The 23,024-nt window shown below is 65.5% G+C and carries 22 protein-coding genes; 6 read left to right on the top strand and 16 right to left on the bottom strand.

The window, feature by feature from the left end:
• On the top strand, positions 1–1,182 hold the full coding sequence (locus ACZ9BC_RS05385) for an FAD-dependent oxidoreductase (RefSeq protein WP_476245070.1): 1,182 nt from the start codon (positions 1–3) through the stop codon (positions 1,180–1,182).
• Here ACZ9BC_RS05385 and ACZ9BC_RS05380 read toward each other — a convergent pair whose 3' ends face one another.
• A complete protein-coding gene (locus ACZ9BC_RS05380) occupies positions 1,183–1,596 on the bottom strand; it encodes a nuclear transport factor 2 family protein (protein ID WP_476245069.1) in 414 nt (137 codons plus the stop codon).
• Positions 1,597–1,651: 55 nt separating this feature from the next.
• Between ACZ9BC_RS05380 and ACZ9BC_RS05375 the strand changes: the two genes are divergently transcribed.
• From ACZ9BC_RS05375 to ACZ9BC_RS05355, 5 genes are all read left to right on the top strand, one after another.
• A complete protein-coding gene (locus ACZ9BC_RS05375; RefSeq protein WP_476245068.1) occupies positions 1,652–2,332 on the top strand; it encodes a peptide deformylase in 681 nt (226 codons plus the stop codon).
• A 62-nt stretch (positions 2,333–2,394) separates the two neighbouring features.
• Positions 2,395–3,339: a putative RNA methyltransferase gene (locus ACZ9BC_RS05370; protein WP_476245067.1), complete on the top strand. Its 945-nt coding sequence runs from the start codon at positions 2,395–2,397 to the stop codon at positions 3,337–3,339.
• 126 nt (positions 3,340–3,465) lie between these two features.
• Positions 3,466–3,933 carry an NfeD family protein gene (locus tag ACZ9BC_RS05365; protein WP_476245066.1) on the top strand — a complete coding sequence of 156 codons (468 nt, stop codon included), beginning with the start codon at positions 3,466–3,468 and terminating at the stop codon, positions 3,931–3,933.
• A gap of 33 nt (positions 3,934–3,966) precedes the next feature.
• On the top strand, positions 3,967–4,914 hold the full coding sequence (locus ACZ9BC_RS05360) for an SPFH domain-containing protein (RefSeq protein ID WP_476245065.1): 948 nt from the start codon (positions 3,967–3,969) through the stop codon (positions 4,912–4,914).
• A 257-nt stretch (positions 4,915–5,171) separates the two neighbouring features.
• Positions 5,172–5,519, top strand: coding sequence for an RNA polymerase-binding protein RbpA (locus ACZ9BC_RS05355; RefSeq protein WP_013600997.1), 348 nt, complete (start codon positions 5,172–5,174; stop codon positions 5,517–5,519).
• A gap of 110 nt (positions 5,520–5,629) precedes the next feature.
• Here the strand turns inward: ACZ9BC_RS05355 and ACZ9BC_RS05350 are convergent, their stop codons facing one another.
• The 15 genes from ACZ9BC_RS05350 to arc all read right to left on the bottom strand — a co-directional run bounded on the left by ACZ9BC_RS05350 (position 5,630) and on the right by arc (position 22,979).
• Positions 5,630–6,373, bottom strand: coding sequence for a polyprenol monophosphomannose synthase (locus ACZ9BC_RS05350; protein ID WP_476245064.1), 744 nt, complete (start codon positions 6,371–6,373; stop codon positions 5,630–5,632).
• 96 nt (positions 6,374–6,469) lie between these two features.
• Positions 6,470–8,119, bottom strand: a complete 1,650-nt coding sequence (locus tag ACZ9BC_RS05345) for an amidohydrolase (protein ID WP_476245063.1) — start codon at positions 8,117–8,119, stop codon at positions 6,470–6,472.
• Between the two features lie 53 nt (positions 8,120–8,172).
• Positions 8,173–11,121: a DEAD/DEAH box helicase gene (locus ACZ9BC_RS05340; RefSeq protein WP_476245062.1), complete on the bottom strand. Its 2,949-nt coding sequence runs from the start codon at positions 11,119–11,121 to the stop codon at positions 8,173–8,175.
• A 20-nt stretch (positions 11,122–11,141) separates the two neighbouring features.
• Entirely contained in the window at positions 11,142–11,936 is a 795-nt protein-coding gene (tatC, locus tag ACZ9BC_RS05335) for a twin-arginine translocase subunit TatC (RefSeq protein ID WP_079596140.1), read from the bottom strand.
• A 48-nt stretch (positions 11,937–11,984) separates the two neighbouring features.
• A complete protein-coding gene (gene tatA, locus ACZ9BC_RS05330) occupies positions 11,985–12,257 on the bottom strand; it encodes a Sec-independent protein translocase subunit TatA (RefSeq protein ID WP_476245061.1) in 273 nt (90 codons plus the stop codon).
• Between the two features lie 32 nt (positions 12,258–12,289).
• A complete protein-coding gene (locus ACZ9BC_RS05325) occupies positions 12,290–12,637 on the bottom strand; it encodes a hypothetical protein (RefSeq protein WP_476245060.1) in 348 nt (115 codons plus the stop codon).
• Positions 12,638–12,647: 10 nt separating this feature from the next.
• Positions 12,648–14,645, bottom strand: a complete 1,998-nt coding sequence (locus ACZ9BC_RS05320; RefSeq protein WP_476245059.1) for a helix-turn-helix transcriptional regulator — start codon at positions 14,643–14,645, stop codon at positions 12,648–12,650.
• A 113-nt stretch (positions 14,646–14,758) separates the two neighbouring features.
• Positions 14,759–15,154, bottom strand: a complete 396-nt coding sequence (locus ACZ9BC_RS05315) for an FKBP-type peptidyl-prolyl cis-trans isomerase (RefSeq protein WP_079596136.1) — start codon at positions 15,152–15,154, stop codon at positions 14,759–14,761.
• Positions 15,155–15,239: 85 nt separating this feature from the next.
• Positions 15,240–16,166 carry an FKBP-type peptidyl-prolyl cis-trans isomerase gene (locus ACZ9BC_RS05310; RefSeq protein ID WP_476245058.1) on the bottom strand — a complete coding sequence of 309 codons (927 nt, stop codon included), beginning with the start codon at positions 16,164–16,166 and terminating at the stop codon, positions 15,240–15,242.
• Positions 16,167–16,280: 114 nt separating this feature from the next.
• Entirely contained in the window at positions 16,281–17,645 is a 1,365-nt protein-coding gene (gene pafA / locus ACZ9BC_RS05305; protein WP_115523483.1) for a Pup--protein ligase, read from the bottom strand.
• An 8-nt stretch (positions 17,646–17,653) separates the two neighbouring features.
• On the bottom strand, positions 17,654–18,364 hold the full coding sequence (gene prcA / locus ACZ9BC_RS05300; RefSeq protein ID WP_476245057.1) for a proteasome subunit alpha: 711 nt from the start codon (positions 18,362–18,364) through the stop codon (positions 17,654–17,656).
• Position 18,365: 1 nt separating this feature from the next.
• Positions 18,366–19,187, bottom strand: coding sequence for a proteasome subunit beta (gene prcB / locus ACZ9BC_RS05295; protein ID WP_476245056.1), 822 nt, complete (start codon positions 19,185–19,187; stop codon positions 18,366–18,368).
• A gap of 80 nt (positions 19,188–19,267) precedes the next feature.
• The gene (locus tag ACZ9BC_RS05290; protein ID WP_015937113.1) at positions 19,268–19,471 is read right to left on the bottom strand and encodes a ubiquitin-like protein Pup; all 204 of its coding nucleotides are present in this window, start codon (positions 19,469–19,471) and stop codon (positions 19,268–19,270) included.
• Positions 19,472–19,557: 86 nt separating this feature from the next.
• Entirely contained in the window at positions 19,558–21,231 is a 1,674-nt protein-coding gene (gene dop / locus ACZ9BC_RS05285; RefSeq protein ID WP_476245055.1) for a depupylase/deamidase Dop, read from the bottom strand.
• A complete protein-coding gene (arc, locus tag ACZ9BC_RS05280; protein WP_476245054.1) occupies positions 21,228–22,979 on the bottom strand; it encodes a proteasome ATPase in 1,752 nt (583 codons plus the stop codon). Before arc ends, dop begins: the two co-directional genes overlap by 4 nt.
• Between the last annotated feature and the right edge of the window lie 45 nt (positions 22,980–23,024).

The following is a 23,024-nucleotide window of genomic DNA, read 5'->3' as shown; positions in this document are numbered from 1 at the left end:
GTGTCCACCGACGTTGTGATCGTGGGCGCCGGACCGGTTGGCCTGTACCTTGCCGCGGCGCTCCTGCAGGAAGGCATTTCCGTGCGGGTGCTCGAACGGAGACCGGCGCGGGATGCCCACTCCCGCGCCATCGGCATCCACCCGCCCGCCCTTGCAGCCCTGGACGGGGTCAACGTGGCGCACGCGATGGTCCGGGAGGGTGTGCCCATCCGCACCGGAATGGCTGTCAGCGGCGGAAAAACTGTAGGCACCATGCGCTTCGACACGGTGTCGGAGGATTTTCCCTTCGTTCTGGCCCTCCCCCAGTTCCGGACGGAGCAGCTACTGGAGGACCGCGTCCGCGCCCTGGACAGCGGAGCGCTGCTAAGGGGTGTGCAGGCCACGGCCATAACGGACGACGGCGGCCGGCCCGGCGTTTCGGTCCAGGCTCAGCCGGGTGCCACGCGGGGAAGCAGGAACTTCACGGCGTCCCTGGTGGTAGCCGCCGACGGCGCCCGGTCACACTTCCGCGATGTCCTGGGCGTGCCCGTGCAAAGAAAGACCTACCCGGACCATTACTTGATGGGCGACTTCGCTGACCCCGGCATCCATGGGGACATGGCCGTCCTGTTCCTCGAGTCCGGGGGGATTGTCGAGTCCTTCCCCCTTCCGGGCCGCGTCCGGCGGTGGGTGGTCCGCCTCACCCGGCCGGCGGAAACCGCAGGGGCAGCCGACCTGGCAGAACTCGTACAGCAGCGCACCGGAATTCTGCCCGATCCCGGCACCAACAGCATGCTCTCAGCGTTCAGCGTCCGCTCCACCCTGGTCCGCCGGATGGTCGTGGGGCGGACCATCCTGATCGGCGATGCAGCCCATGAAATCAGTCCCATTGGCGGCCAGGGCATGAACCTCGGCTGGCTCGACGCCCAGGCCCTGGTGCCACTCATCCGCGAAGCCGTGGCCGGCCATCACATGGACCACGGATTCCGGAAATTCGACGAAACCCGGCGGCGCGCGGCAATCCTGGCCAGGCGCCAGTCAGAAATCAATATGCTGCTGGGCCGCCCCCTGCCGCCCGCCCTGCTCCGCCTGCGCATTGCAGGCGTTGGCGCCGCTGCCGCCACCCCGGCACTAAACCGGTGGGTGGCCAGGCGCTTCACCATGCAACAACGGCCGCTGGTTTCCCGGACACAGCAGGTCTAATTACCGGAAGTAGCAGTCGTAGCTGTCCTGGCTGACAATCAGGCCGTTGCTGACTTCAAAGACAGACGAGGTCCTTGCCCGGATCGTGTCTCCCAGGTCCCAGTACGGGAGGTCCATCAGTGCCGTTGCCGACCAATCCGCTTCCAGCGCCACCCGGCCGCCCTCGCACGTAGTGCGCCGGATGGCGAACTTCTGGTCCGCGACCACCTGCGCCGCCTGGTCCGCGCCGGCCAGGACATCACGCAAGGACCGCCTGGACCCCTCCGGAGCCAGCAGGTGCGGGGCCTCCTCCAGCACGAATGAGTCGGCCAGGAAGGGCCTGATCCCGGGCGCTCCCCCGCCGGCTTCGAGTACCCGGATGAACCCGAGGACACGGTCCAGCGGCGAGTCAGGGTGGGAGGGGAAGTCAGCCATGGAATAGACATTAGCCCAGCCACGGAAGCGTCCCGGTGTTCAGTAGGCTTTCGTCATGACCCATGCCGCGCCCGGGACCACCCTCACTGCAGGACAGATTCGCGAACTTGTGGACCACATCCTCTCTGCCGGGACGTTGCCGCCCATTGTCCAGGCGGGCCACCCCGCACTGCGTCAGCGGGCCGCCGCCTTTGACGGTCAACTGCCTGCTGACCAGCTTGTCCGGCTTATCGACCTCATGCGCCAGGTCATGCACGAGGCACCGGGAGTAGGTCTGGCGGCGCCCCAGCTTGGCATACCGCTGCAGCTCGCGGTGGTCGAAGACCAGTTCGACGTCGACCCGGAGGCGGCCGCGCTGCGTCAACGGAACCCGCTGGAGTTCCTCGCTGTCCTCAACCCCAGGTACACCGCCCAGGGGTCCGGGACCGCCTCCTTCTACGAAGGCTGCCTCTCATTGAACGGACTCCAGGCTGTGGTGGCACGACCGGAGAGCGTGCTGCTTGAGTTTGAAACGCCAGACGGCGCGGCGGTCCAGCAGGAGTTCTCCGGCTGGCAGGCACGGATCGTGGAGCATGAGACGGACCACCTCAACGGCATCCTCTACCTGGACCGTGCCCAGCTGAGGTCCCTGAGCACCAACACCGAGTACGCCGCGCACTGGGCCGAGCCCGGAATCAGCAGGGCACGCCAGGGCCTCGGCTTCGACGACGGACCTGCAGGTATCAGCGCCGGCTAAGCCTTTCCACGTGCCTGGCCGTCCCCGCCCGGGCTCATTTCCCGCCACCCTAAGATGGTTTAATGCCCTCTTCCGACCATCTCCCCTTGCTGTGCCCGGTGTGCTCGGGTCCGCTGGCTTTTGCCGGTGCCGATACCGCCCGTGCCACTACGGCCGGTCCCACTGCGGCCGCAGCCGGCGCGGCGCCCTCCCGCGCCCCGGGACAACGCCGGCTGGCCTGCGCGTCCGGGCACAGCTTCGACGCAGCCCGTCAGGGCTACTTCAATCTGCTGGTGGGCAAGGGCACGGCCTTCGAAGCAGACACCGCGGCGATGGTGGAGGCCCGCGTCAACTTCCTTGGCCACGGGCACTACCGTCCGTTGGCAGAAGCGGTGGCAGCCGCCGTCGTGCCTTGTTTGTCCGACCACAATGGAGCCATCCTCGACTCGGGAACTGGTACCGGGCATTACCTGCGGCAAGTGCTGGATACTGCCGCAGCACAGGGCCGTCAGGTCACAGCCGTAGGCCTGGACATTTCCAAGTTCGCACTGCGCCGCGCCGCCCGGCTGAACCCGGAAGCCGTCAACCTGGTGTGGGATGTGTGGCAGCCACTCCCACTGGCGGACAGGTCTGTCGATGCCGTCACGGTGGTGTTTGCGCCGCGCAATCCCGCTGAGTTTGCACGGATCCTGCGGCCGGCGGGCCGTTTGGTTGTTGTTACCCCCCGTACCGGACATTTGGGGGACCTCGTGGCAACGGCAGGAATGCTCTCCATCGAGGAGAGCAAGGATGCGAGGCTGGCAGCGGCGATGGCCCGCTATTTTGACATTGACACCACGTCCGACATCGATGTTCCCCTTGCCCTCACGCGCCAGGAGGCAGCAGACCTGGCCTTCATGGGTCCCGCGGGGCACCACGCGGACAGGGATGCCATTGCTGAACGGTTTGAAGACCTCCCGGAACCCGTGCGGACCGAAGCGAAGTTCCGGCTCCTGGTTTTCCGCCCCAAGGAGCCGGCAACCGCGTAACGACTTGGCCACTATCCCTGGCCGCCCGGCATGAGCCAGACCACACCTGATGCGCCCGGACTAGGATGGAAGGACAGTTACCGGAGGGTCCGCGCACGCGGTTCCCCGTAACGAAGGGGGAAACAGGTGTTCGAATGGTTGGGGGAAAACTGGTGGGCCCTGTGGCTCACGGCTTTCCTGGCATTTGCAGTGATCGAGATGATCACGCTTGACCTGTTTTTCATCATGCTCGGCGGCGGAGCCCTCGCCGCCCTGGTAGCTGACTTCGCCGGTGCTGACGGGTGGCTCCAGATCGTTGTGTTCTGCGTCGTCTCCCTGTTGATGATCGCCTTCGTCCGCCCGGTGGCACTGTCCCACCTGAAGAAGGGCCCGGCCGAGCAGCGGACCAATGTGGACCGGCTGATCGGTGAGCAGGCCGTGGTGATGGAAGCCGTCACCTCTGACGGCGGCCTCGTGAAAATCGGCGGCGACATCTGGAGCGCCCGCTCGGCAGCCGGGGTCCTTCCCGCGGGCCAGAAAGTGGTCGTGGCTGCCATCGACGGCGCCACAGCTGTGGTTTCGGCTCCGCCGGCCACGACCACCGGCCAGTCCTGACACAGCCTTACTAATTGGGGAAGAAGGAAACGTATGGAAAACGCAGGAGGAGCCGCACTGGCCATCGTGCTGGTAGTCCTGATCGTGTTCGTGATTATCGTCCTGGTCCGCTCGGTCCGGATCATTCCGCAGGCACGGGCCGGCGTCGTCGAACGGCTCGGAAAGTACCAGCGCACGCTTAACCCGGGACTGACAATCCTGATTCCCTTTGTAGACCGGCTCCTGCCCCTGCTGGATCTCCGCGAACAGGTGGTTTCGTTCCCGCCGCAGCCGGTGATCACCGAGGACAACCTGGTGGTGTCCATCGACACCGTGGTCTACTTCCAGGTCACTGACCCGCGCGCGGCAACCTACGAAATTGCCAACTACATCCAGGCCGTGGAACAGCTCACCACCACGACGCTGCGTAACGTCGTGGGCGGGTTGAACCTTGAAGAAGCGCTGACGTCGCGTGACCAGATCAACGGCCAGCTCCGCGGTGTCCTGGATGAGGCCACGGGACGCTGGGGCATCAGGGTTTCGCGTGTTGAGCTGAAGGCCATTGATCCGCCCCACTCCATCCAGGACTCGATGGAGAAGCAGATGCGCGCCGAGCGGGACCGCCGCGCCGCCATCCTCACGGCCGAGGGAACCAAGCAGTCAGCCATCCTCACCGCGGAAGGACAGCGGCAGGCTTCCATCCTCGCGGCCGAAGGCGACGCCAAGGCTGCCATCCTCCGTGCTGACGGTGAGGCGCAGGCCATCCAAAAGGTCTTTGATGCCATCCACCGCGGCAACCCTGACCAGAAGCTGCTGGCCTACCAGTACCTGCAGACCCTGCCCAAGCTGGCCGAAGGATCATCGAACAAGCTGTGGATCATCCCCAGCGAAGTGGGCGAAGCCCTGAAGGGGATCGGAAACGCCCTGGGCGGTACCAACCCCGATCCGGGCGCATCCGGTGGCCTGTTCGACGAGGTGGGAGCCAAGCCGTCCGAGCCGTAAGCGGTGCCGTAATACTGGAAGGGATCTGCACCGGTGACCAGTTCACCAGCCTGGATCCCTTCCTTTATTTTGCTCCCTGCAGCATGGCACCCGTATAATTGGGTATTTGTCCGGCAGGAGCAATCCGCTGGAACAACAAAGCTTCGCAATGCGTTGAATCTTATGATGCAGCACAGAGCACACAGTAGCCCGGCGGTGCTTCGTCACCACCGGCTGGCGCGGGGTTCTACTCCGCGAACCGATAAGAGGGAGAAATCATGAGCGATCGCAGCCTGCGGGGTATGCGCCTTGGTGCGCAGAGCATGGAGACCGAGTCCGGAGTCGAGCCGGCACCGCGTCAGCGTGTCGAGTACCGTTGCGAGGACGGCGAGCAGGTCTTTGTCACTTTCTCCTCCGAAGCGGAGATTCCCCCCGTGTGGGTTTCCAAGACCGGCAAGGAAGCGCTTCTGGTCGACGGCGAACGCCCTGATACCAGCAACGACAAAGCTGTCCGCACGCACTGGGACATGCTGCTGGAACGCCGCTCCCTGCCCGAACTGGAGCAGATCCTTGAGGACCGGCTGACCATCCTGCGCGAACGCCGCGGGGAACGCCGCTCGGCCTAAGTCTTTTCAACGAAAGAGGGGCCGTTCCTGCACGTGAGTGCAGGAACGGCCTCTCTTTTCGCGTTTTGCGTTCCGGACCGGTGATTGTCCGGTCCGGAACGGCGGCCAGCCTAGGGCTGGGCGGAGGGCTTTTTGCCTGTGAGGGTGTTCCAGCGTGCCTGCAGGCCCCATTTGGTGACGTTGATCATCGCTTCGACCACGATGTTGCCGCTCATCTTCGAGGCGCCGAGTTCGCGCTCCACGAACGTGATGGGGCGTTCCTCGATGCGCAGGCCCATCCGTGCCACCCGCCACGCCAGGTCAACCTGGAAGCCGTAACCGACGGAGTCCACCTGGTCCAGGTTGAGTTTTTCCAGGGTTGTCCGGCGGAAGGCGCGGTATCCGCCGGTGACGTCCTTGATCTTCAGGCCGAGCATCAGGCGGGCGTAAGTGCTGCCCACCCGGGAAATGGCCTGGCGGTAGAGGGGCCAGTTCACCACACGGCCGCCGGGCACCCAGCGGGAACCCATGGCAAGGTCTGCGCCCTGGTCGATGGCCTCCAGGAGCTGGGGCAGCTGCTCGGGCTGGTGGGATCCGTCCGCGTCCATTTCCACGAGCACGTCGTAGCCGGCATCCAGGCCCCACTTGAACCCGGCGATGTAGGCGGCGCCCAGCCCCTCCTTGCCCTTGCGGTGCAGGACATGGACCTGGGCGTCCCCGGCAGCGATGGTGTCCGCGAGCTTGCCGGTGCCGTCAGGGCTGTTGTCATCCACTACCAGCACGTCCGACGCCGGGACAGCAGACCGGAGCCGCTGGAGCGTCTTGGGCAGCGATTCCAGTTCGTTGTACGTGGGAATGATCGTAAGGACGCGCACAGAGGGCCTTTCCTGGAGGGAGCGGTCGGTGCACCTGGCGGCCAAGCAGGCCGCCGGCAGGCGCAACTATCAATTATAGGGCGGCGAGAGGCAGGGTCAGGAACGCAGTGCGGGGCTGGAGAACAATTCGGCACCGTTCCGCACGGTCTGCAGGCACACAGGGTCCGTGCCGGTGTCCAGCGCAGGCAACAGCGGTGTGCGGGCACGGGGATCTGTGCTCCAAGACTGGACACGCCCATCGGCCACCTGGACCATCAGTTCCTCCACCTCCCACACGGCGAAACTTGCAGGGGCGCCGGGCACGAGTTGCCCCGCCATCGGGTTGGGATATTTGGCCGCACGCCAGCCGGCCCGGGTATGGCCCAGGAAAGCGGCGCGGGCGGAAATACGTTCGCCTTCGTTGTGATGCTCCAGGCACGCCCGCACGCTGGACCACGGTTTGAGGGGGGTGACCGGGCTGTCGCTGCCGAAGCACACGGGAACACCGGCCGCGTACAGGGAGGCAAAGGGGTTCATGGAGGCGCTCCTCTTCCCCAGTCGCTTCCCGTACAGGCCACCGGGCCCGCCCCACACTGCATCGAAGGCAGGCTGGGCACTGACGGTGACCGAGTATCGGGCAAGCTTTTCAATGGCCGGCGCATCCACCATCTCCACATGTTCAAACCGATGGCCGGCTGCGCGCACGCGCTGCTCCCCCACCTGCTCCGCCGCGAGGTCCAGGGCTGATAACGCCGCGTCCAGCCCGGCATCGCCGATCACGTGGAAGCCGGCCTGGATCCCCACGAGTGAACACGCGGCAAGATGCGCGGCCGCCTGTTCTGCCGTCAGGTAGAGGTTCCCGCGCTCCCCGGGGGCGTCGCTGTAGCCGGACCGGAGCGCAGCAGTGCGCGACCCCACCGAACCATCGATGTTCAGGTCTCCCGCAAGGCCGCGCAGAGGGAAACGGAACTGCTCCATCAGGCTGCGCGCGTGCTCTTCCGAGGTCGCCAATTCCCCCCAGTACGGCAGGACCTCGGGAAGGACCGGCCCATCATTGCCGGGAGAATTCCACGCTGCGGCCAGGCGCAGGTCTTCCAGGCCCCCGATGTGCGGCGCCCCCATCTCCGCCAGGGCGACGTACCCGTTGGCGGCCGCCTCGGACAGGGCTCGCGCCTGATGCCGGCGGAGCGCCTCTTCCGGCAGCTGCCGGGTGGACTGCCGTGCGGCCGTGTGGGCCGCGCGCGTAACGCGTGCGCCGCCGTCGAACCCGTCTTGGCTGCGAAGGTCCGCGGCGTGTGCCAGTGACGTAGAGACCAGTGCCGAGTGCACGTCCACCCGGGAAAGGTAGACGGGCCGGCCTGCTGATGCACGTTCCAGTTCTTCGGGACTCGGCAGTGTGGGGTCCGCCCACGTGGTTTCATCCCAGCCGTGGCCCAGGACCGGGCCGTTGCCGGTTGCGGACGACACGGCGTCCAGGAGCTCCCGGGCTGAGGCGACTCCTCCCAGCCGCAGGGAGTCCAGGGCGATGCCGGTCTCGGTCAGGTGCATGTGCGAATCGACGAATCCGGGTGCGACCAGTGCTCCCCGCAGATCGATGACGTCCATGGAACTGTCCGCAATGGAGGACGCCGCCTGCTCGGACCCCACCCAGGCCACCGTGTCACCGTCCACGAGCATGGCGGTGGCGAAGGGGTCGGCAGCGGTGTAGACGGACCCGTTGCGGTAAAGGACGACGTTGCGGGGGGAATCGGGACCAGGCTGGGTCATGCGGGGCAGGGCTCCTGAGGGTTGAAACGGGCCGGCTGGAAGCCGGGTACTGGCTAGAGGACGGAGGAATACGCCACGACGCCGCGGCGGACCAGCGAGATGGCTTCGCCGCACAGCCGGGCCAGGCGGGGATCAAGGCCCGGGATCTTGGCGAGTTGGTCCAGCAGGTCAACCACCTGCTTTACCCAGCGGACAAAGTCGCCGGCGGCGAGGTCGGTGCCGCTCAGCACATCCTGCAGGTGGCGGCCGCGTGCCCACTTGTAGATGGGCCACACCAGCCCGAGTTCGGGTTCGCCGGTCAGAGGAAGCTTGTTCTCCTCTTCAACGTCCTCCAGGGCTGACCATTCCCTCACCACGATGTCCACTGCTGTTTCCAGGGAGACACTGGGCATGCGCGGCCGGAGACCGCGGTCCTCGCGCTTGGCCTGGTAGACCAGCACGCTGGCCAGGGCTGCCACTTCGGCAGCGTCCAGGTCATCGAACGCGCCCAGCCGCAGGGACTGGGAGATCAGCAGGTCCTTCTCACCGTAAATCCGCCGCAGCCGCTGTCCATCGGAACTGATGACCAGGCCGCCATCGCCGCTGGCTTCCAGGTAGCCGTAGGCGGACAGGACGTCGCAGACGCGGTCGAAGGTCTTGGCGATGGTGTTGGTGCGGCCTTGGATCTGCCGTACCAGGCCGTCGGTCTCCCGCCTCAGCTTCCACCACCGCTCGGACCAGCGCGCGTGGTCTTCGCGTTCGCTGCAGCCGTGGCAGGGGTGGGCGCGAAGGGCACGGCGGAGATCGGCAATACGCTTCTCCTGGTTGGGCAGTGCAGCCGCCCGGCCGAAATCGTTGTTGCGGTTATGGCCAGGGGCAGGTGGCCGGTTTTCCCGGAGCGCGTTGCGGGCGGAGGAGGCCAGGTCCCGCCGTGACTTCGGCACTTTGGCGTTGAATGACTTCGGAATGCGGATGCGTGTCAGGGGTGCGATGGGGCCCTCGAGGTCATCCGTTCCGATCCTGCGCAGCTGGTTGTCCAGGGTCAGGACGGCGGGCCGTGGCTCACGGCTGCTGTGGTCGGAACTGAGCACGATGGCCGGGCCCGGTGCCCTCCCGCCGGGAACATCCACCACGTCACCGGGGAGCAACCTGGCCAGTGAGTCGTCGCTGAGCGACTTCCGGGCCCGGGACTTTGTCCGCGACGTGGCGTTTTCGGCATCGGAGAGCTCGCGCCGGAGCCTTGCGTACTCGGTGAAGTCGCCGAGGTGGCATGTCATGGACTTGGCGTACCCCGCGAGGGATTCCTCCCTGCTCCGCACCTGCCGGGCCAGGCCCACCACCGAGCGGTCGGCCTGGAACTGCGCGAAGGAGGATTCCAGGATCTCGCGGGCCCTTGCCCGGCCAAACTGTGCCAGGAGGTTGATGCTCATGTTGTAGGTGGGCCGGAAGCTCGAGTTCAGAGGGTAGGTGCGGCGGGAGGCGAGGCCCGCCACCGCCGTCGGGTCCGTCCCGGGCTGCCACAGCACCACTGCGTGGCCTTCGACGTCGATGCCGCGGCGGCCGGCACGGCCGGTCAGCTGGGTGTACTCCCCCGCGGTGATGTCCACATGGGCTTCGCCGTTGAACTTGTCCAGTTTCTCCAGCACCACGGAACGTGCGGGCATGTTGACGCCGAGGGCAAGGGTTTCCGTGGCGAACACGGCCTTGACCAGGCCGTCGGCGAAGAGCTTTTCCACCACTTCCTTAAACGTGGGCAGCATGCCGGCGTGGTGTGCGGCAAAACCGCGGAGCAACCCGTCACGCCACGTCCAGAAGCCCAGGACGTCCAGGTCGTCCGGCGGGATGTCGTGCCCCGCTTCGTCAACACGCTGGGCAATGATGCGCTGCTCTTTTTCGGTGGTGAGCCACAACCCGGAGCTGACGCACTGGGCCACGGCCGCGTCGCAGCCGGCACGCGAAAAGATGAAGGTGATCGCGGGCAGCAGGTCCATCCGGTCAAGGCTCGCAATCACCTGGGGGCGGCTGGCCCTGCGAACGCCGTTTTGTTCTGCGCCCCGGGCGGGACGGTCATTGCCGCGGCGGCCGCGCTGGCCGCGTCCGCCGGGGCCGGGCCTGCTGCGGAAACTGTGCTGGCTTTCGCTGCGGGCAACCGTCAGGAGGTCCGGATTGACGTCAAAACCGCGGCCTGAGGCAGTGGTTTCCTTCGCGGGCGCCTGCTGGGGCCCGTCGGCGTCCACGGGCGGGGCGATCTCGTCGAAGGTGGTTTCCCCGGCGAACAGGTCCATGATCTGCCGCCCTACCATGACGTGCTGCCAGAGGGGAACCGGGCGGTGCTCCGAGACGATGATGTCCGTGTCACCGCGGACGGTGTCCAGCCAGGCGCCGAACTCCTCGGCGTTGGAGACCGTGGCGCTGAGGGAGACCACCTGCACCTCACTGGGCAGGTGGATGATTACTTCCTCCCAGACAGCTCCGCGGAACCGGTCGGCGAGGTAGTGCACTTCATCCATGACCACATAGCCCAGGTCGTCCAGCGTGGCTGAGTCCGCATAGAGCATGTTCCGCAGGACTTCGGTGGTCATGACCACCACGGGGGCGTCGCCGTTGATGCTGGTGTCGCCGGTGAGCAGTCCCACGTTTTCGGCACCGTACTTTTCGCCGAGTTCCGTGAATTTCTGGTTGCTCAGCGCTTTGATGGGGGTGGTGTAGAAAGCTTTGAGGCCGCGCTGGAGTGCCAGGTAGATGGCGAACTCGCCCACGATCGTTTTTCCCGCACCGGTGGGCGCTGCCACCAGCACTCCCCTGCCGTCCTGCAGGGATAGGCAGGCCTTCCGCTGGAAGTCGTCCAGCTCAAAGTCCAGCGTGCGGATGAATGCACCAAGATCCGTAGCCGCCTCGGCCCTGCGCTCGGCGCTGGCCCGGTACCTTTCTGCCGGGGAGAGCTCCTCAGGATCGCTGGGCGCCGTGGAAAAAGGTCCGCTGGAAGTTGGACCCTTAGGAAACGGCCCGGTGTTGGAGGACATGTACCAAGCCTACTGGGAGCTTAGAGGTTCTTCAGCTCACTGCCCGGGGTGGCGATGTCAGCCGTTGCCTCGGTTTCCGCTGCCCTCCTGGCCTGGCGGCGGGCGCGCCGTTTGTCATTCATAAGGCAGATGCCGATCGCAGCGAAGAACAGGACAAGCAGCGGTCCGGCCAGCATGAACATGGAGATGGCATCGGCGCCGGGGGCCGCGATGGCCGCGAGGACAAAGACCAGGAAGACGGTAATGCGCCAGGCCTTGAGGATGGTCTGGCCGGAGATGACACCGGCCATGTTGACGCCCACCAGCACCACGGGAACCAGGAATGCGATACCCAGAACCAGGACCATCCGGGTCACGAATTCGATATAGGTCCGGGCATCGATGACACTGGACGATCCGTCCGGCGTGAACTGGGTCAGCGCCCGCACCACCTGGGGCACCACGAGCCATCCAGCCCAGATCCCGGCGAGGAACAGGGGTACCGCTGCCGCCATGTACCCCAGGGTGTACCGGCGTTCCTTTGATGTAAGGCCGGGGGTGATAAACGCCCAGAGCTGGTAGATCCAGATGGGGCTGGATATCACCGCCCCGATGAGGAGCGACATCTGCAGCTTGAAGTCAAAAGGGGAAGCAATGGTCCCGAAGTTGATTGCGGACAGTCCCCCGGTTTGCTGTGAAATGCGGTTGACCGGATCGGCCAGCGCCTTCAGCAGCGGATCGTAAAGTATCCAGCCCCCGATGCCGCCGATGACGACGCCAATGGCCGACTTGATCAGCCGGTTCTTGAGCTCCTTGAGGTGGTCCCACAGGGACATGCGCCCCTCAGGGTTGGCTTTACGGGCCCGCGACAGTGCCACTGGGGGTCAGGCGCGGTTCGACGGCGGAACGTCAGTGCCGTCTGTCGGCTCGCCGGGCTTCGCCTTGGGGTGGTTCACGACGGTGCCTTCCACCGGGCCGGAGGCGTCGGTGGTGTCGTTTTTGCCGTCGTTCTTCATTTCCTTGACTTCGGACTTGATGATCCGCATGGACTGGCCGAGGCTGCGTGCCATGGCCGGAAGCTTGGGTGCGGCAAAGAGCAGCAGTGCAACAACGATAATAATGACGATGGGCCAGGGGCCATCAAAGAGTCTTCCCATGGGAAATCCTTTCCTCTCAATACATCCTACTTCTATGTGAAGTCGAGATCCCCGAGCGCCTGCGGCTGACCCCGGTCCGTCTTGCGCTGAACCCTCCGGCGGCGGCGTTCCCCACGCCGTGCTGACGTGGATGCCTCGTAATCATGTCGCATGACGGTGGGTGAGGCAAAAACAGCAGAACCCGGCGGTGCCTGTCCGGGCTTTTCCGGCTCCGCCTGCTCCTGCAGCGGGGCCAGGTGTCCAAGCTTTTCACCTGCCGCTCCCAAGTCCTTGACGGTCGCCATGAACTGGCGGAACAGACGGATGCCCAGCAGGACATAGAACAGCAGCGACAGCGCAACAAGCGCTACCCATAAAAGGATCCAGGACCACCAAGGCATGCTGAGAAGTCTAGCCGCCGTACCTGGCCAGCGACGCCTCCAACCACGTCCGCGCGGACGTGGCCAGCTCCTCGGGGGCAATAATGCGGACCGCACCGCCATGCTGGGCGACGAACATGGGCAGCCACGCAGTGTTGCCGAACCGTATGTCGGCCACCAGTCCGCCGTCGGGCAGCTCTGCCGTGCGCTCCGCGTAGTAGTCGTCCGCAAGCCCCCTTCCCTGCCGGGTGAGCTGGACCGTGACGGTGGTGTCGTCGTCGTTGGGTGTAAAAAGCTTGGCGGGCACCGCACCGGACGCCGTGAGCCCGTCAGCCGCGTGCTGCCCGTTCGGGTAAACGTCCTGCACGCGGTCCAGGCGGAAGTTCCGCAGCCCGTCCACCAGGTGGCAATACGCTTCGAAGTACCACGTGTTGTCGAGGGAGTAGAGCCGCAGGGGGTCCACGTCCCGTTCGGACACTTTGTCCCGTTGCGGCGACAGGTATGTCAGGTGGAGCCGGGAGCGGGCGCCGATCGCCTGCCGCACTGTGTCATGGATGGCGGCATCGGCCGGCCCCATTTCCGGTCCGGCGAGGGAAGCTGCCCGCAGCCCTTCCTCGCCGGCGGCCGCAAGGAGCTTGAGCGTTACCGACTCCAGGGCCCCGCCTTCAGCAATGCCCGGCAGCCCGTTCAGGGTTTCGAGTCCGGTCAGGAGGGCGCAGGCTTCGTCCACGGTGAACCGGACTGGCCTGTTGAGGTCCAGGTCCTGGGTGATGAAGACGTGGTCGTTCTCCCACTGGATGTCCAGCAGGTCATCCGGGTAGCCCTCCGGCAGTCCGGAGCAGATGAGGATCCGCAGGTCGTCCTCCAGCTCGTCCCGGCTCACTCCGAAATGGTCCGCTACCTCCTGGATGTGCAAACCTTGGTTGTGCACCAGGAACGGCACCAGCTGGAGCATCCGCTTGAGCTGGTCCTCCGAGGTCCTGGACCGGGACGGCCGGGAACGGGCCGGCGAAAACGAGTAGTCGGGGGTCGGAGATGCGCTGAAATCGGCAGCGGCCCGGAGCCGCCGCCGGACGGCGACAACAAGCTCCTCCGGGGCTACGGCCCGGGCATCAGGCCCGTAGGATGCCAGTTCTTCGGCGAGGATCTCCGGGTCCCGGAAGTGCAGGGCGATCCGCTCGAAGCCGGCGTCGGGGCGGCCCGGCGCGGCAGCGTCCGCCGGCGTTTCCGCGGCGGCGAGTGCCCGGCGCCGGAGGGCGAGCAGGCGGCCCTCCCGGACATCCACGACGGCGGCGCGGAGCGGCAGTTCGGGGAGCCGGTCGAGTTCCTGCCGGATGTTGAAGTCCGCCGGCGGCGAGTAGTGCTCCTTGTCCAGGATGGCCACTGCACTGGTGAATCGGGACAGCCGGAAGTGCCGGGCGGCCTGGCGTGCCCTGTCGTGGCCCACCAGGTACCACTGCCCGAACCTGCTGCCGAGGCCCCATGGCTCCACTGTGCGCACCTCGTCCTTGCCTGTGCTGCCGGCGAGGTAGCTGAACGTGACGGGGTGCCGGGAATGCATGGCGGCCACAACGTCGTCGAAGGCCTGCCCCGCGGGTTTGATGCGTGGCTGGAGGCCCGCAGGCAGTTCGACGTCGGCCAGCTGGCCTGACGCCTTGAGCTTCCGGAGGGCGCTCTGTGCTGCCGTGCCCAGGGCCGCGCGCTCCCAGAGCTGTGAGGCCAGGAGGAGTACCGTCCACTCCTCGGGCTCAAGCTGGACGTCCGGGAGGCGGTTGGATTCCTTGCCGATGCGGTAGCGGGTAGTGGCGGGGTCGTCTTCGCTCCACCCCAGGTCGGTGAGGGTTTCCACGTCGAAGCCGAACTGGCGCAGATCGTTTTTGTCACGCTCAAACATCCGGCCAAACGCAACGTCGTTGCCCGAAGTGTCATGGTAGACCTTCTCCCGCAATTCACTGCGGCGCAGGCCATACCGGGTGTTGAGGAGCGCGATCAGCAGGTTGAGGAGTCGTTCAGTGCGGGATACGGACACTCTGGTTACGTTACTAAACTCCGGGCGGAACGCAGAAAGCGCGGCAACGCCCGGGACTGTTTCTCCCGGGGGTTGCCGCGCTTTTCCATGGCGGTGCAGTCAGTGGTGCCGGATCAGCGGACGCCCACGAGGTCCACCACGAAGATCAGGGCTTCGTTGGGCTTGATCGCTCCACCGGCGCCACGGGAACCGTAGGCCAGTTCGGAGGGGATTTCCAGGCGGCGGCGGCCGCCAACCTTCATGCCCAGCAGTCCCTGGTCCCAGCCCTGGATGACCTGGCCTACGCCCACGCGGAAGTCCAGGGGCGCTCCGCGGCCCCAGGAGGCATCGAATTCTTCGCCGGTTGACCAGGCCACGCCGACGTAGTGGGTGGAGACGGTGTCCCCTGCCTTGGCTTCGCGGCCGTCGCCCTCGATGAGGTCGGTGATGACCAGTTCGGTGGGAACGTCGCCTTCCGGGAAATCAATCTCGGGCTTCTGGCGGTCAAAGTCCCGCTGTCCAAATGACATGGTTGCTCCTTTGTGTCAGTGCTGGTGTTGAATACCGCGTGGTGGGTACCGCGGAAAAGAAACCGCGGACTGCTTGTAAGTGTTGCTACTTGGCGCCGAGGATGTCCACTACGAACACCAGGTCGCCCTTGGCTTCACCCTGGCCGGCCTCGCCGTATGCCAGGTCCTTGGGGATGACCAGCAGGACGCGGGAGCCCACGGTCTTGCCCGTAAGTCCCTGGGTCCAGCCCTTGATGACCTGGTTCAGCGCGAAGGTTGCCGGCTCGCCGCGGTCGAAGCTCGAATCAAACTTTGTGCCGCCTACGAGGTTGACGCCCACGTAGTTGACGGTGAGGGTATCGGTTTCCTTGACGGTGGCACCGTTGCCCTTGATGAGGTCCTGGGAGACCAGCTCGGTGGGAGCTGCCACGCCGTCGACGGAGATTTCGGGGATGCCGTCATTTTCCGTAACCGTGGGCAGTCCGGCGGGCGGGGTGACGGTCTCGCCCTCGGGCTTTTCAAGGGCCGGGGTTACGTCCGTTGTGGACAGGACCTTGATAACGAGCAACTGCGTGGGCTGGGCTTCGGCTCCGGCGGCAGCTGCCTGTCCGGGGACGGCCAGCGCGAGGCTGGAGCCCACCTTTGCACCGACGAAGGCGTTGTAGATCACGGGGCTGCCGGTCTTCAGCTCCTCATTAAGTTCGAGGGGCTCCGGATCGTTCGGGAATGTGTCCTCGAGGGTGGCGCCGTCGGTGCCGTTCAGGGCGAGGATGGAAATGTTGGCGATCTGGTTCGCTTTAACCTTGTCCCCGCTGCCCTCGGTGATCACCTTGACGGTGGGTTCCGCCACTTCGAGCGGCTTGGAGAATTCCACGCCGGGAGCTTTTTTGTCCCCGTTGTCAGTCAGTTTGAGGGAGTCGAACTTTGCAGTCTCGCCAGCGGACTGGCTGGTGGGTTCCGGCTCTGCGGTTGAACCACCGCAGGCGGTAAGCAGCAGCAGACCGGGAAGAAGGATTGCTAGTAGTCGGCGCACGTAAGAGAACTTTCGTCGGGGCAGGGTGGATGCGATGGTCCCGCGTGGCAGCGGACAGAATCGCGGCAGGCCCTGATAAAGGGCCCCATCCAGAATAGCCCCTGAAGCTGGGTGTCAGCCCATAGAGTCCAGAAGCGCATCCACGCGATCGTCCACGCTGCGGAACGGATCCTTGCACAGGATGGTCTGGTGGGCCCGGTCGTTCAGCTTCAGGTGGACCCAGTCCACCGTGTAGTCGCGCCCCAGCTCCTGCGCGCGGCGGACAAAGTCGCCGCGCAGTTTGGCGCGCGTGGTCTGCGGCGGCGCGTCAACGGCATCCTTGATGACAGTGTCATCCACGATCCGCCGTACCGCACCCCGGGACTGGAGCAGGTAGTAGAGCCCGCGGCCGCGGGAAATATCGTGGTACGTCAGGTCAAGCTGGGCGATCCGCGGGGCGTCCAGGCCCAGCCCGTGGCGTTCGCGGTATTTGTCCATCAGCTTTTTCTTGATGGCCCAGTCAATTTCGGTGTCGATGCTGCGGGAGTCGCCGCTTTCGATGGCCCTGAGCGTGCGCTCCCACAGGTCGAGGATCAGCGGAACGTGCGGGTTATGAGCGCCGTGCTCCTTCACGAAGGCAGTGACCTTCGTCAGGTACTCCTGCTGGATTTCCAGGGCGGTGAGCTGGCGGCCGTTGGCCAGCCGGACGAGGGCCCGGCCGCTGAGGTCGTGCGATATCTCGCGGATGCTGCGGATGGGGTTTTCCATCCGCATGTCCCGCATGATCACACCCGCCTCGATCATGCGCAGGACCAGGTCGACGGTGCCCACCTTCATGAGGGCGGTGGCCTCCGACATGTTCGAGTCGCCCACAATGACGTGCAGCCGCCGGTAGAACTCGGCGTCCGCGTGCGGCTCGTCGCGGGTGTTGATGATGGGGCGGGACCGCGTGGTGGCGGAGGAAACGCCCTCCCAGATGTGGTCGGCGCGCTGGGAAAAAGCGTACGTTGCGCCATGCGGGGTCTTGAGGATCTTTCCCGCCCCGGCAATGAGCTGGCGGGTCACCAGGAACGGAATCAGGATCTCTGCCAGCCGGGAAAACTCGCCGCGGCGGGGAATGAGGTAGTTTTCGTGGCTGCCGTAGGAATTTCCGGCGGAATCGGTGTTGTTCTTGAACAAGTAGACCGTGCCGTTGAAACCCTCAGCAGCGAGCCGCGCCTGCGCTTCGTCCACGAGGTCGTCCAGGATCAGTTCCCCGGCCCGGTCATGGGCTATCAGCTGTGCGAGGTCGTCACATTCGGCGGTGGCGTATTCGGGGTGGGAACCCACGTCCAGGTACAGCCGCGAGCCGTTGGTCAGGAACACGTTGGAAGAGCGTCCCCAGCTGACAACCTTGCGGAAGAGATACCGGGCAACCTCCTCCGGGGCAAGAGGCCTCGAATCGGGGCTCGAATAGGAAATCCCGAATTCGGTTTCGATACCGAAGATTCTCTTGTCCATGTGTCCTCCTAGGCCAGCAGTGCAGTGATATCCGCGTCATTGAGCCGGCGGAAGGCGCGGCGGGACCCACGTGAGCGCTCGGAAGTCCTGTCCAAAACCGCAACCTCCAGCGCCCGTGCCGGCAATGCCTTGGCCTGGTCGTCTGCTTCACCTGCGGGGGCGAGGCCGGACATGGCCAGCCGCACGGCTTCCGAAAAGCTGAGCGAGCCGCGCCAGCCGCCCTCGATGGCGGACGACACCTTATCCGCCTGGCCGCCCATCACCACAAAACTGTGCTCATCGGCGATGGAACCGTCGAAGGTCAGCCGGTAGAGATGGTCCTCTTCCTGGGTGGGGCCGACTTCGGCCACCGCCAGTTCCACTTCAAAGGGTTTCTGTTCGGCGGTGAACACGGCGCCCAGGCTTTGGGCGTAGACGCTGGCCAGGCCCCGGGCGGTGACGTCCTCACGGTCGTACGAGTACCCGCGGACGTCCGCGTACCTGACGCCGGCTTGCCGGAGGCTTTCGAACTCGTTGTATTTCCCGACGGCGGCGAAAGCGATTTTGTCGTAGATCTCACCAATTTTGTGCAAGGACGGGGAGGGGTTTTCCGCCACGAGTGCAATCCCCTCCGCGCAGCTGATGACCACCACGGACCTGCCTCGGGCGATGCCTTTCCGTGCGAAGTCGGCACGGTCCTTCATCAGCTGTTCGGGCGAGACATAGAACTGCTGTGTCATCTCAGGCCTCCCGTCCGGCGATGGTGCGGGCTTCGATGACGTTCCTTGCCGCGGCTGCGAGTTCCGGCTCGGGAACCCGGCGGGCGCCCGAGCTGTCCACCGTATAGACCACAGGCCACAGCTGGCGGACGGTGTCCGGCCCGCCGGTTGCCGAATCGTCGTCCGCGGCGTCATACAGGGATTCCACCGCAACGGCGAGTGCCTCGGCGGCGGTGAGGTTGGGCCGCCACAGTTTTTTCAGGGCGCCGCGGGCGAAGACGGACCCGGACCCTACCGTATGGTGTTCGTGTTCCTCGTACCTGCCGCCGGTGACATCGTAGGAGAACAGCCGGCCCACACCGGCGCCGGTGTCGAAACCGGCGAAGAGCGGCACCACGGCCAGGCCCTGGAGCGCCAGCGGGAGGTTGCCGCGGATCATGGCCCCAAGCCTGTTGGCCTTGCCTTCGAGGCTGAGGAGCGTGCCTTCGATCTTTTCGTAGTGCTCGAGTTCCACCTGGAACAGCCGCGTCAGGTCAATTGCTATGCCGGCGGTTCCAGCGATGCCCAGCACCGAAAACCGGTCTGCGGGGAACACCTTCTCGATATGCCGGCTGGCGATGACGTTGCCCATGGTGGCCCGCCGGTCCCCTGCCATCAGCACGCCGCCGTCGTAGCTCAAGGCAACGATGGTGGTGGCGTGCGGAACCTGCAGCGGAGCGGCCGCGGACGCGCCGCCCTGGGGGGACCGGCTGAAGGGCAGAAGCTCCGGCCGGTCCCGCTGCAGGTGTTCGGTAAAGGACGAGGTGGCGTTGGCGGCTACCTGGTTGGCGGTTGATTCCTGCACTCATGCACTCCTTGAACGTGGTACTTCAACGTCTGTACAGATTCCGGCCGTCCGGGGCTTCCGCCACCCTCCGGTCCGGGTTACTGGCCGCCTTTTTGGACGAAGGCCCGGACGAACTCTTCGGCGTTGGATTCCAGGACGCCGTCGATCTCATCGAGGAGATCGTCCACGCCTTCGGTTGATGCCGAAGCCTGGGCTTCCGGTGGTGCGGGCGGCGCCTCAGGAATGTCCTCGTCGACCTGGCTGTCGCGTGATTGCGGCTGCTGCTGCTCCTGACCTGCCATTGTTATCCCTCCCTTTAATCAGTCATCGGATCCGGCGGATCCTCCGATATGCCCATCCTGCCACGGCAGCGGCCGTCCGGCGCGGTTTACGCCGCAGGCGGAGCGTTGTTGTGTCCCAGGAGTTCCGCCAGGAACGGACCCGCTTCCCGGTAGCGCTGGAACAACGCTCCCGTCAGTGCTTTGGTTCCGCGCAACGGCTCCCGTGTGGGGACGCGCTGCAGGCGCCCGTAGCCGGGTACGTCGAAGATGACCGAGTCCCAGCTCGCGCCCACCACATCCTTGCCGAAGCTGCTGATGCACTTGCCGCGGAAGAAAGCGCGGGTGTCCGGCGGCGGTTCCCCGACGGCGGCAGCGATGGTGGCGTCGTCGACGATCCTTTGCATCCGGTTCCGGGCCAGGAAGCGGTAGTACAGGCCTTTTTCCGGCCGGATGTCGGACCACTGCAGGTCGACGAGGCCCAGCCGGGCGTCGTTCCATTCCAGGCCGTCCCGCTGGCGGTACCCGTCCAGGAGGGAGAGCTTGGCGAGCCATTCAACGGAGCTGGACGCCGCGGCCCTGTCGCTGTCCAGCTGGGTAAGGACGGTCGCCCACCGGTCCAGGACGTCGTGGGTGTGTCCATCACCGTCCACGGCGTCGCCCACTCCGGTGTCCTGTGCGAGCTTGGCTGCGGCCTCGTGGTACATCCATTGCAGGTCAAGGGCCGTGACCCGCCGGCCGTCGAGCAGCCGCAGCGTGGCCGTCAGGGATGTGTCGTGGCTGACTGCCTGGAGCGCCTGGACAGGTTCGTACACCTCGACCTTCGGCGCCAGTCCCGCCTCGATGAGGCTGAGAACCATGGCTGTGGTCCCGAACTTCAGGTAGTTGGACACTTGGCTGAGGTTGGCGTCACCGATGATGACGTGGAGGCGCCGGTACTTGTCCGCGGTGGCGTGCGGCTCGTCCCTGGTATTGATGATGGGCCGGCGGATGGTCGTTTCCAGCCCCACTTCGGCTTCGAAAAAGTCTGCCCGCTGGCTGATCTGGTACCCGGGCCCTGAACTGTCCTGTCCGATCCCCAGCCGTCCCGCGCCGCAGATGATCTGGCGGGTCACGAAGAACGGCGTCAGGCCGCGAACAATGTCGCCGAACGGGACCGAGCGCGGCATGAGGTAGTTTTCGTGGGAGCCGTAGGACACGGACTTGTTGTCCGTGTTGTTCTTGTAGAGATTGACGGGCGGAAGGTCGGGGTCCGACGCCAGCCGCCGTACCGCTGCCAGGCCCACAAGGTCGCCGGCGGCGTCCCAGATGACGGCGTCACGCGGGTTGGTGACTTCCGGGCTGGAGTACTCGGGATGGGCATGGTCCACATACAGCCGCGCCCCGTTGCCGAGGACCATGTTCATCAGGAGTGTGCCGGACTCGTCCTGCCCGTCGAGCTCGAGTTCCTCCCGGCCGTACGCCAGGGCAACGGCTTCCGCGTCCAGTACCGGCGGCTGGTCTGTCAGCTGGCTGGGATGTGCCGAGCCCCGGTCCACCGTCCATCCCCGGGCGTCGTGTAACGGCTCTTCATCCGTGTAGTCCCAGCGGGTTTCAGCTCCTCCGGCGGCGCGCTGCCGGGTGACCTGGGCATAGGCCTGGACCACCCGGGCACTCATCATGGTCGCGTTGGCCGAGGGGGCGGAGGGGGCGTGGATGCCGTACTCGGTTTCGGCGCCCATCACCCGCATGGCCCCGCCGGCCGGGAGTGATCCCCCGGCGGCGGGCTCCGGTGCAGCGGTCATAGATACTGTCCCGTGGTGGGCATGGTTTCGATGGACTTGCCGGGCTCCTGGCCGGCCTTGCCCTGGACGATGGTACGGATGTACGTGATCCGTTCGCCCTTCTTGCCGGAGATACGGGCCCAGTCATCAGGATTGGTGGTGTTGGGCATGTCTTCGTGTTCGCGGAACTCATCCACCACGGCCCGCAGCAGGTGCTCGATCCGGAGCCCCTTCTGCTGCGTTGTCAGGAGGTCCTTGATGGCGTACTTCTTGGCCCGGTCCACCACGTTCTGGACCACGGCGCCGGAGTTGAAGTCCTTGAAGTACAGCATCTCGGTGTCACCGTTGGCGTAGGTGACTTCCAGGAACTCGTTCGACTTGTCCGTGGAGTACATGGCTTCCACAGTGCGCTGGACCATGGCGTCCACGGTGGCCTGGACATCGCCGTCGTGCTCTGCGAGGTCGGACTCGTGGAACGGAAGGTCCGGAGTGATGTATTTGTTGAAGATGTCCGCTGCCGCTTCGGCATCCGGGCGGTGGATCTTGACTTTGACGTCCAGCCGGCCGGGGCGGAGGATCGCGGGGTCGATCATGTCCTCGCGGTTGGAGGCACCGATCACGATCACGTTGTCGAGGCGCTCCACGCCGTCAATCTCGCTGAGCAGCTGGGGCACGATGGTTGTCTCGACGTCGGAAGAAATACCGGTGCCGCGGGTGCGGAACAGCGAATCCATCTCGTCGAAGAACACCACGACGGGGCTGCCGTCGGAGGCCTTTTCCCTGGCACGGGAGAAGATCAGCCGGATGTGGCGCTCGGTCTCACCGACATACTTGTCGAGGAGTTCGGGACCCTTGATGTTCAGGAAGTAGCTCTTGAGGTCCACGTTGCCGGAGCGTTCGGCGGCGCGGGCGGCGAGCGAGTTGGCCACGGCCTTGGCGATGAGGGTCTTGCCGCAGCCGGGAGGGCCGTACAGCAGGATGCCCTTGGGCGCCTTGAGACCGTGTTCCCGGTAGAGGTCAGGATGGAGGAACGGCAATTCGACGGCGTCGCGGATCTGCTCGATCTGCGGCCCCAGGCCTCCGATGTCCTCGTAGGTGATGTCCGGGACTTCTTCCAGGACCAGGTTCTCCACCTCGGAGCGGGGAACCTTTTCTAGGGCGTAGCCCGTCCGCGAATCGATGGACAGGGCGTCCCCTACACGGAGCTTTTCGGTGAGGAGGGCTCCGGAGAGCCGGATTACGCGCTCTTCGTCGGCCCGTCCAACCACCAGTGCGCGGTCCGCGCCGAGCATCTCCTTCAGCGTGGCCAGCTCGCCGGCCCGCTCGTAGCCGAGCCCGGCCACGATGAGCAACGCCTCGTTGAGCAGGACTTCCTGGCCCACTGCCAACTGGTTGATGTTGACCAGCGGGCTGATGCCCACCCGCATTTTCCGGCCCGCGTTAAAGATGTCCACGGATTCCTCCGTGGCCGCCTGCCCGCTGCTGCCCGGAGAGGGTGGCCGTTTGGGGTTCAGCTGGAGGATGGTGCCGAAGCTGTACGGCGGCTGTCCTTCCTGGTCCAACGCGTTCTTGAGCCTGAGAATCTCGGCTTTCGCGGTCTCCAGCATGCTGACCAGCTTGGTGTTGTTCTGCGTTGCCGCAGCCAACTGGCGGTCGATATGCCTGAGCTTGTCCCGGAGGATGTTGACCTGGCGGTCGGCAACCGAGAGGTCATTGGCGGCAGACTGCTCTGCCGGTGTACGTCCGGAGTCCTGGTTTGGAGTCTCCATATGTATCAGCCCCTTCCTGCGCTTCTATTAAGACATTAGTCCCAA

This window comes from Pseudarthrobacter sp. TE3704 (genome assembly GCF_056279405.1).
This window is presented reverse-complemented; position numbering and strand designations above follow the sequence as displayed.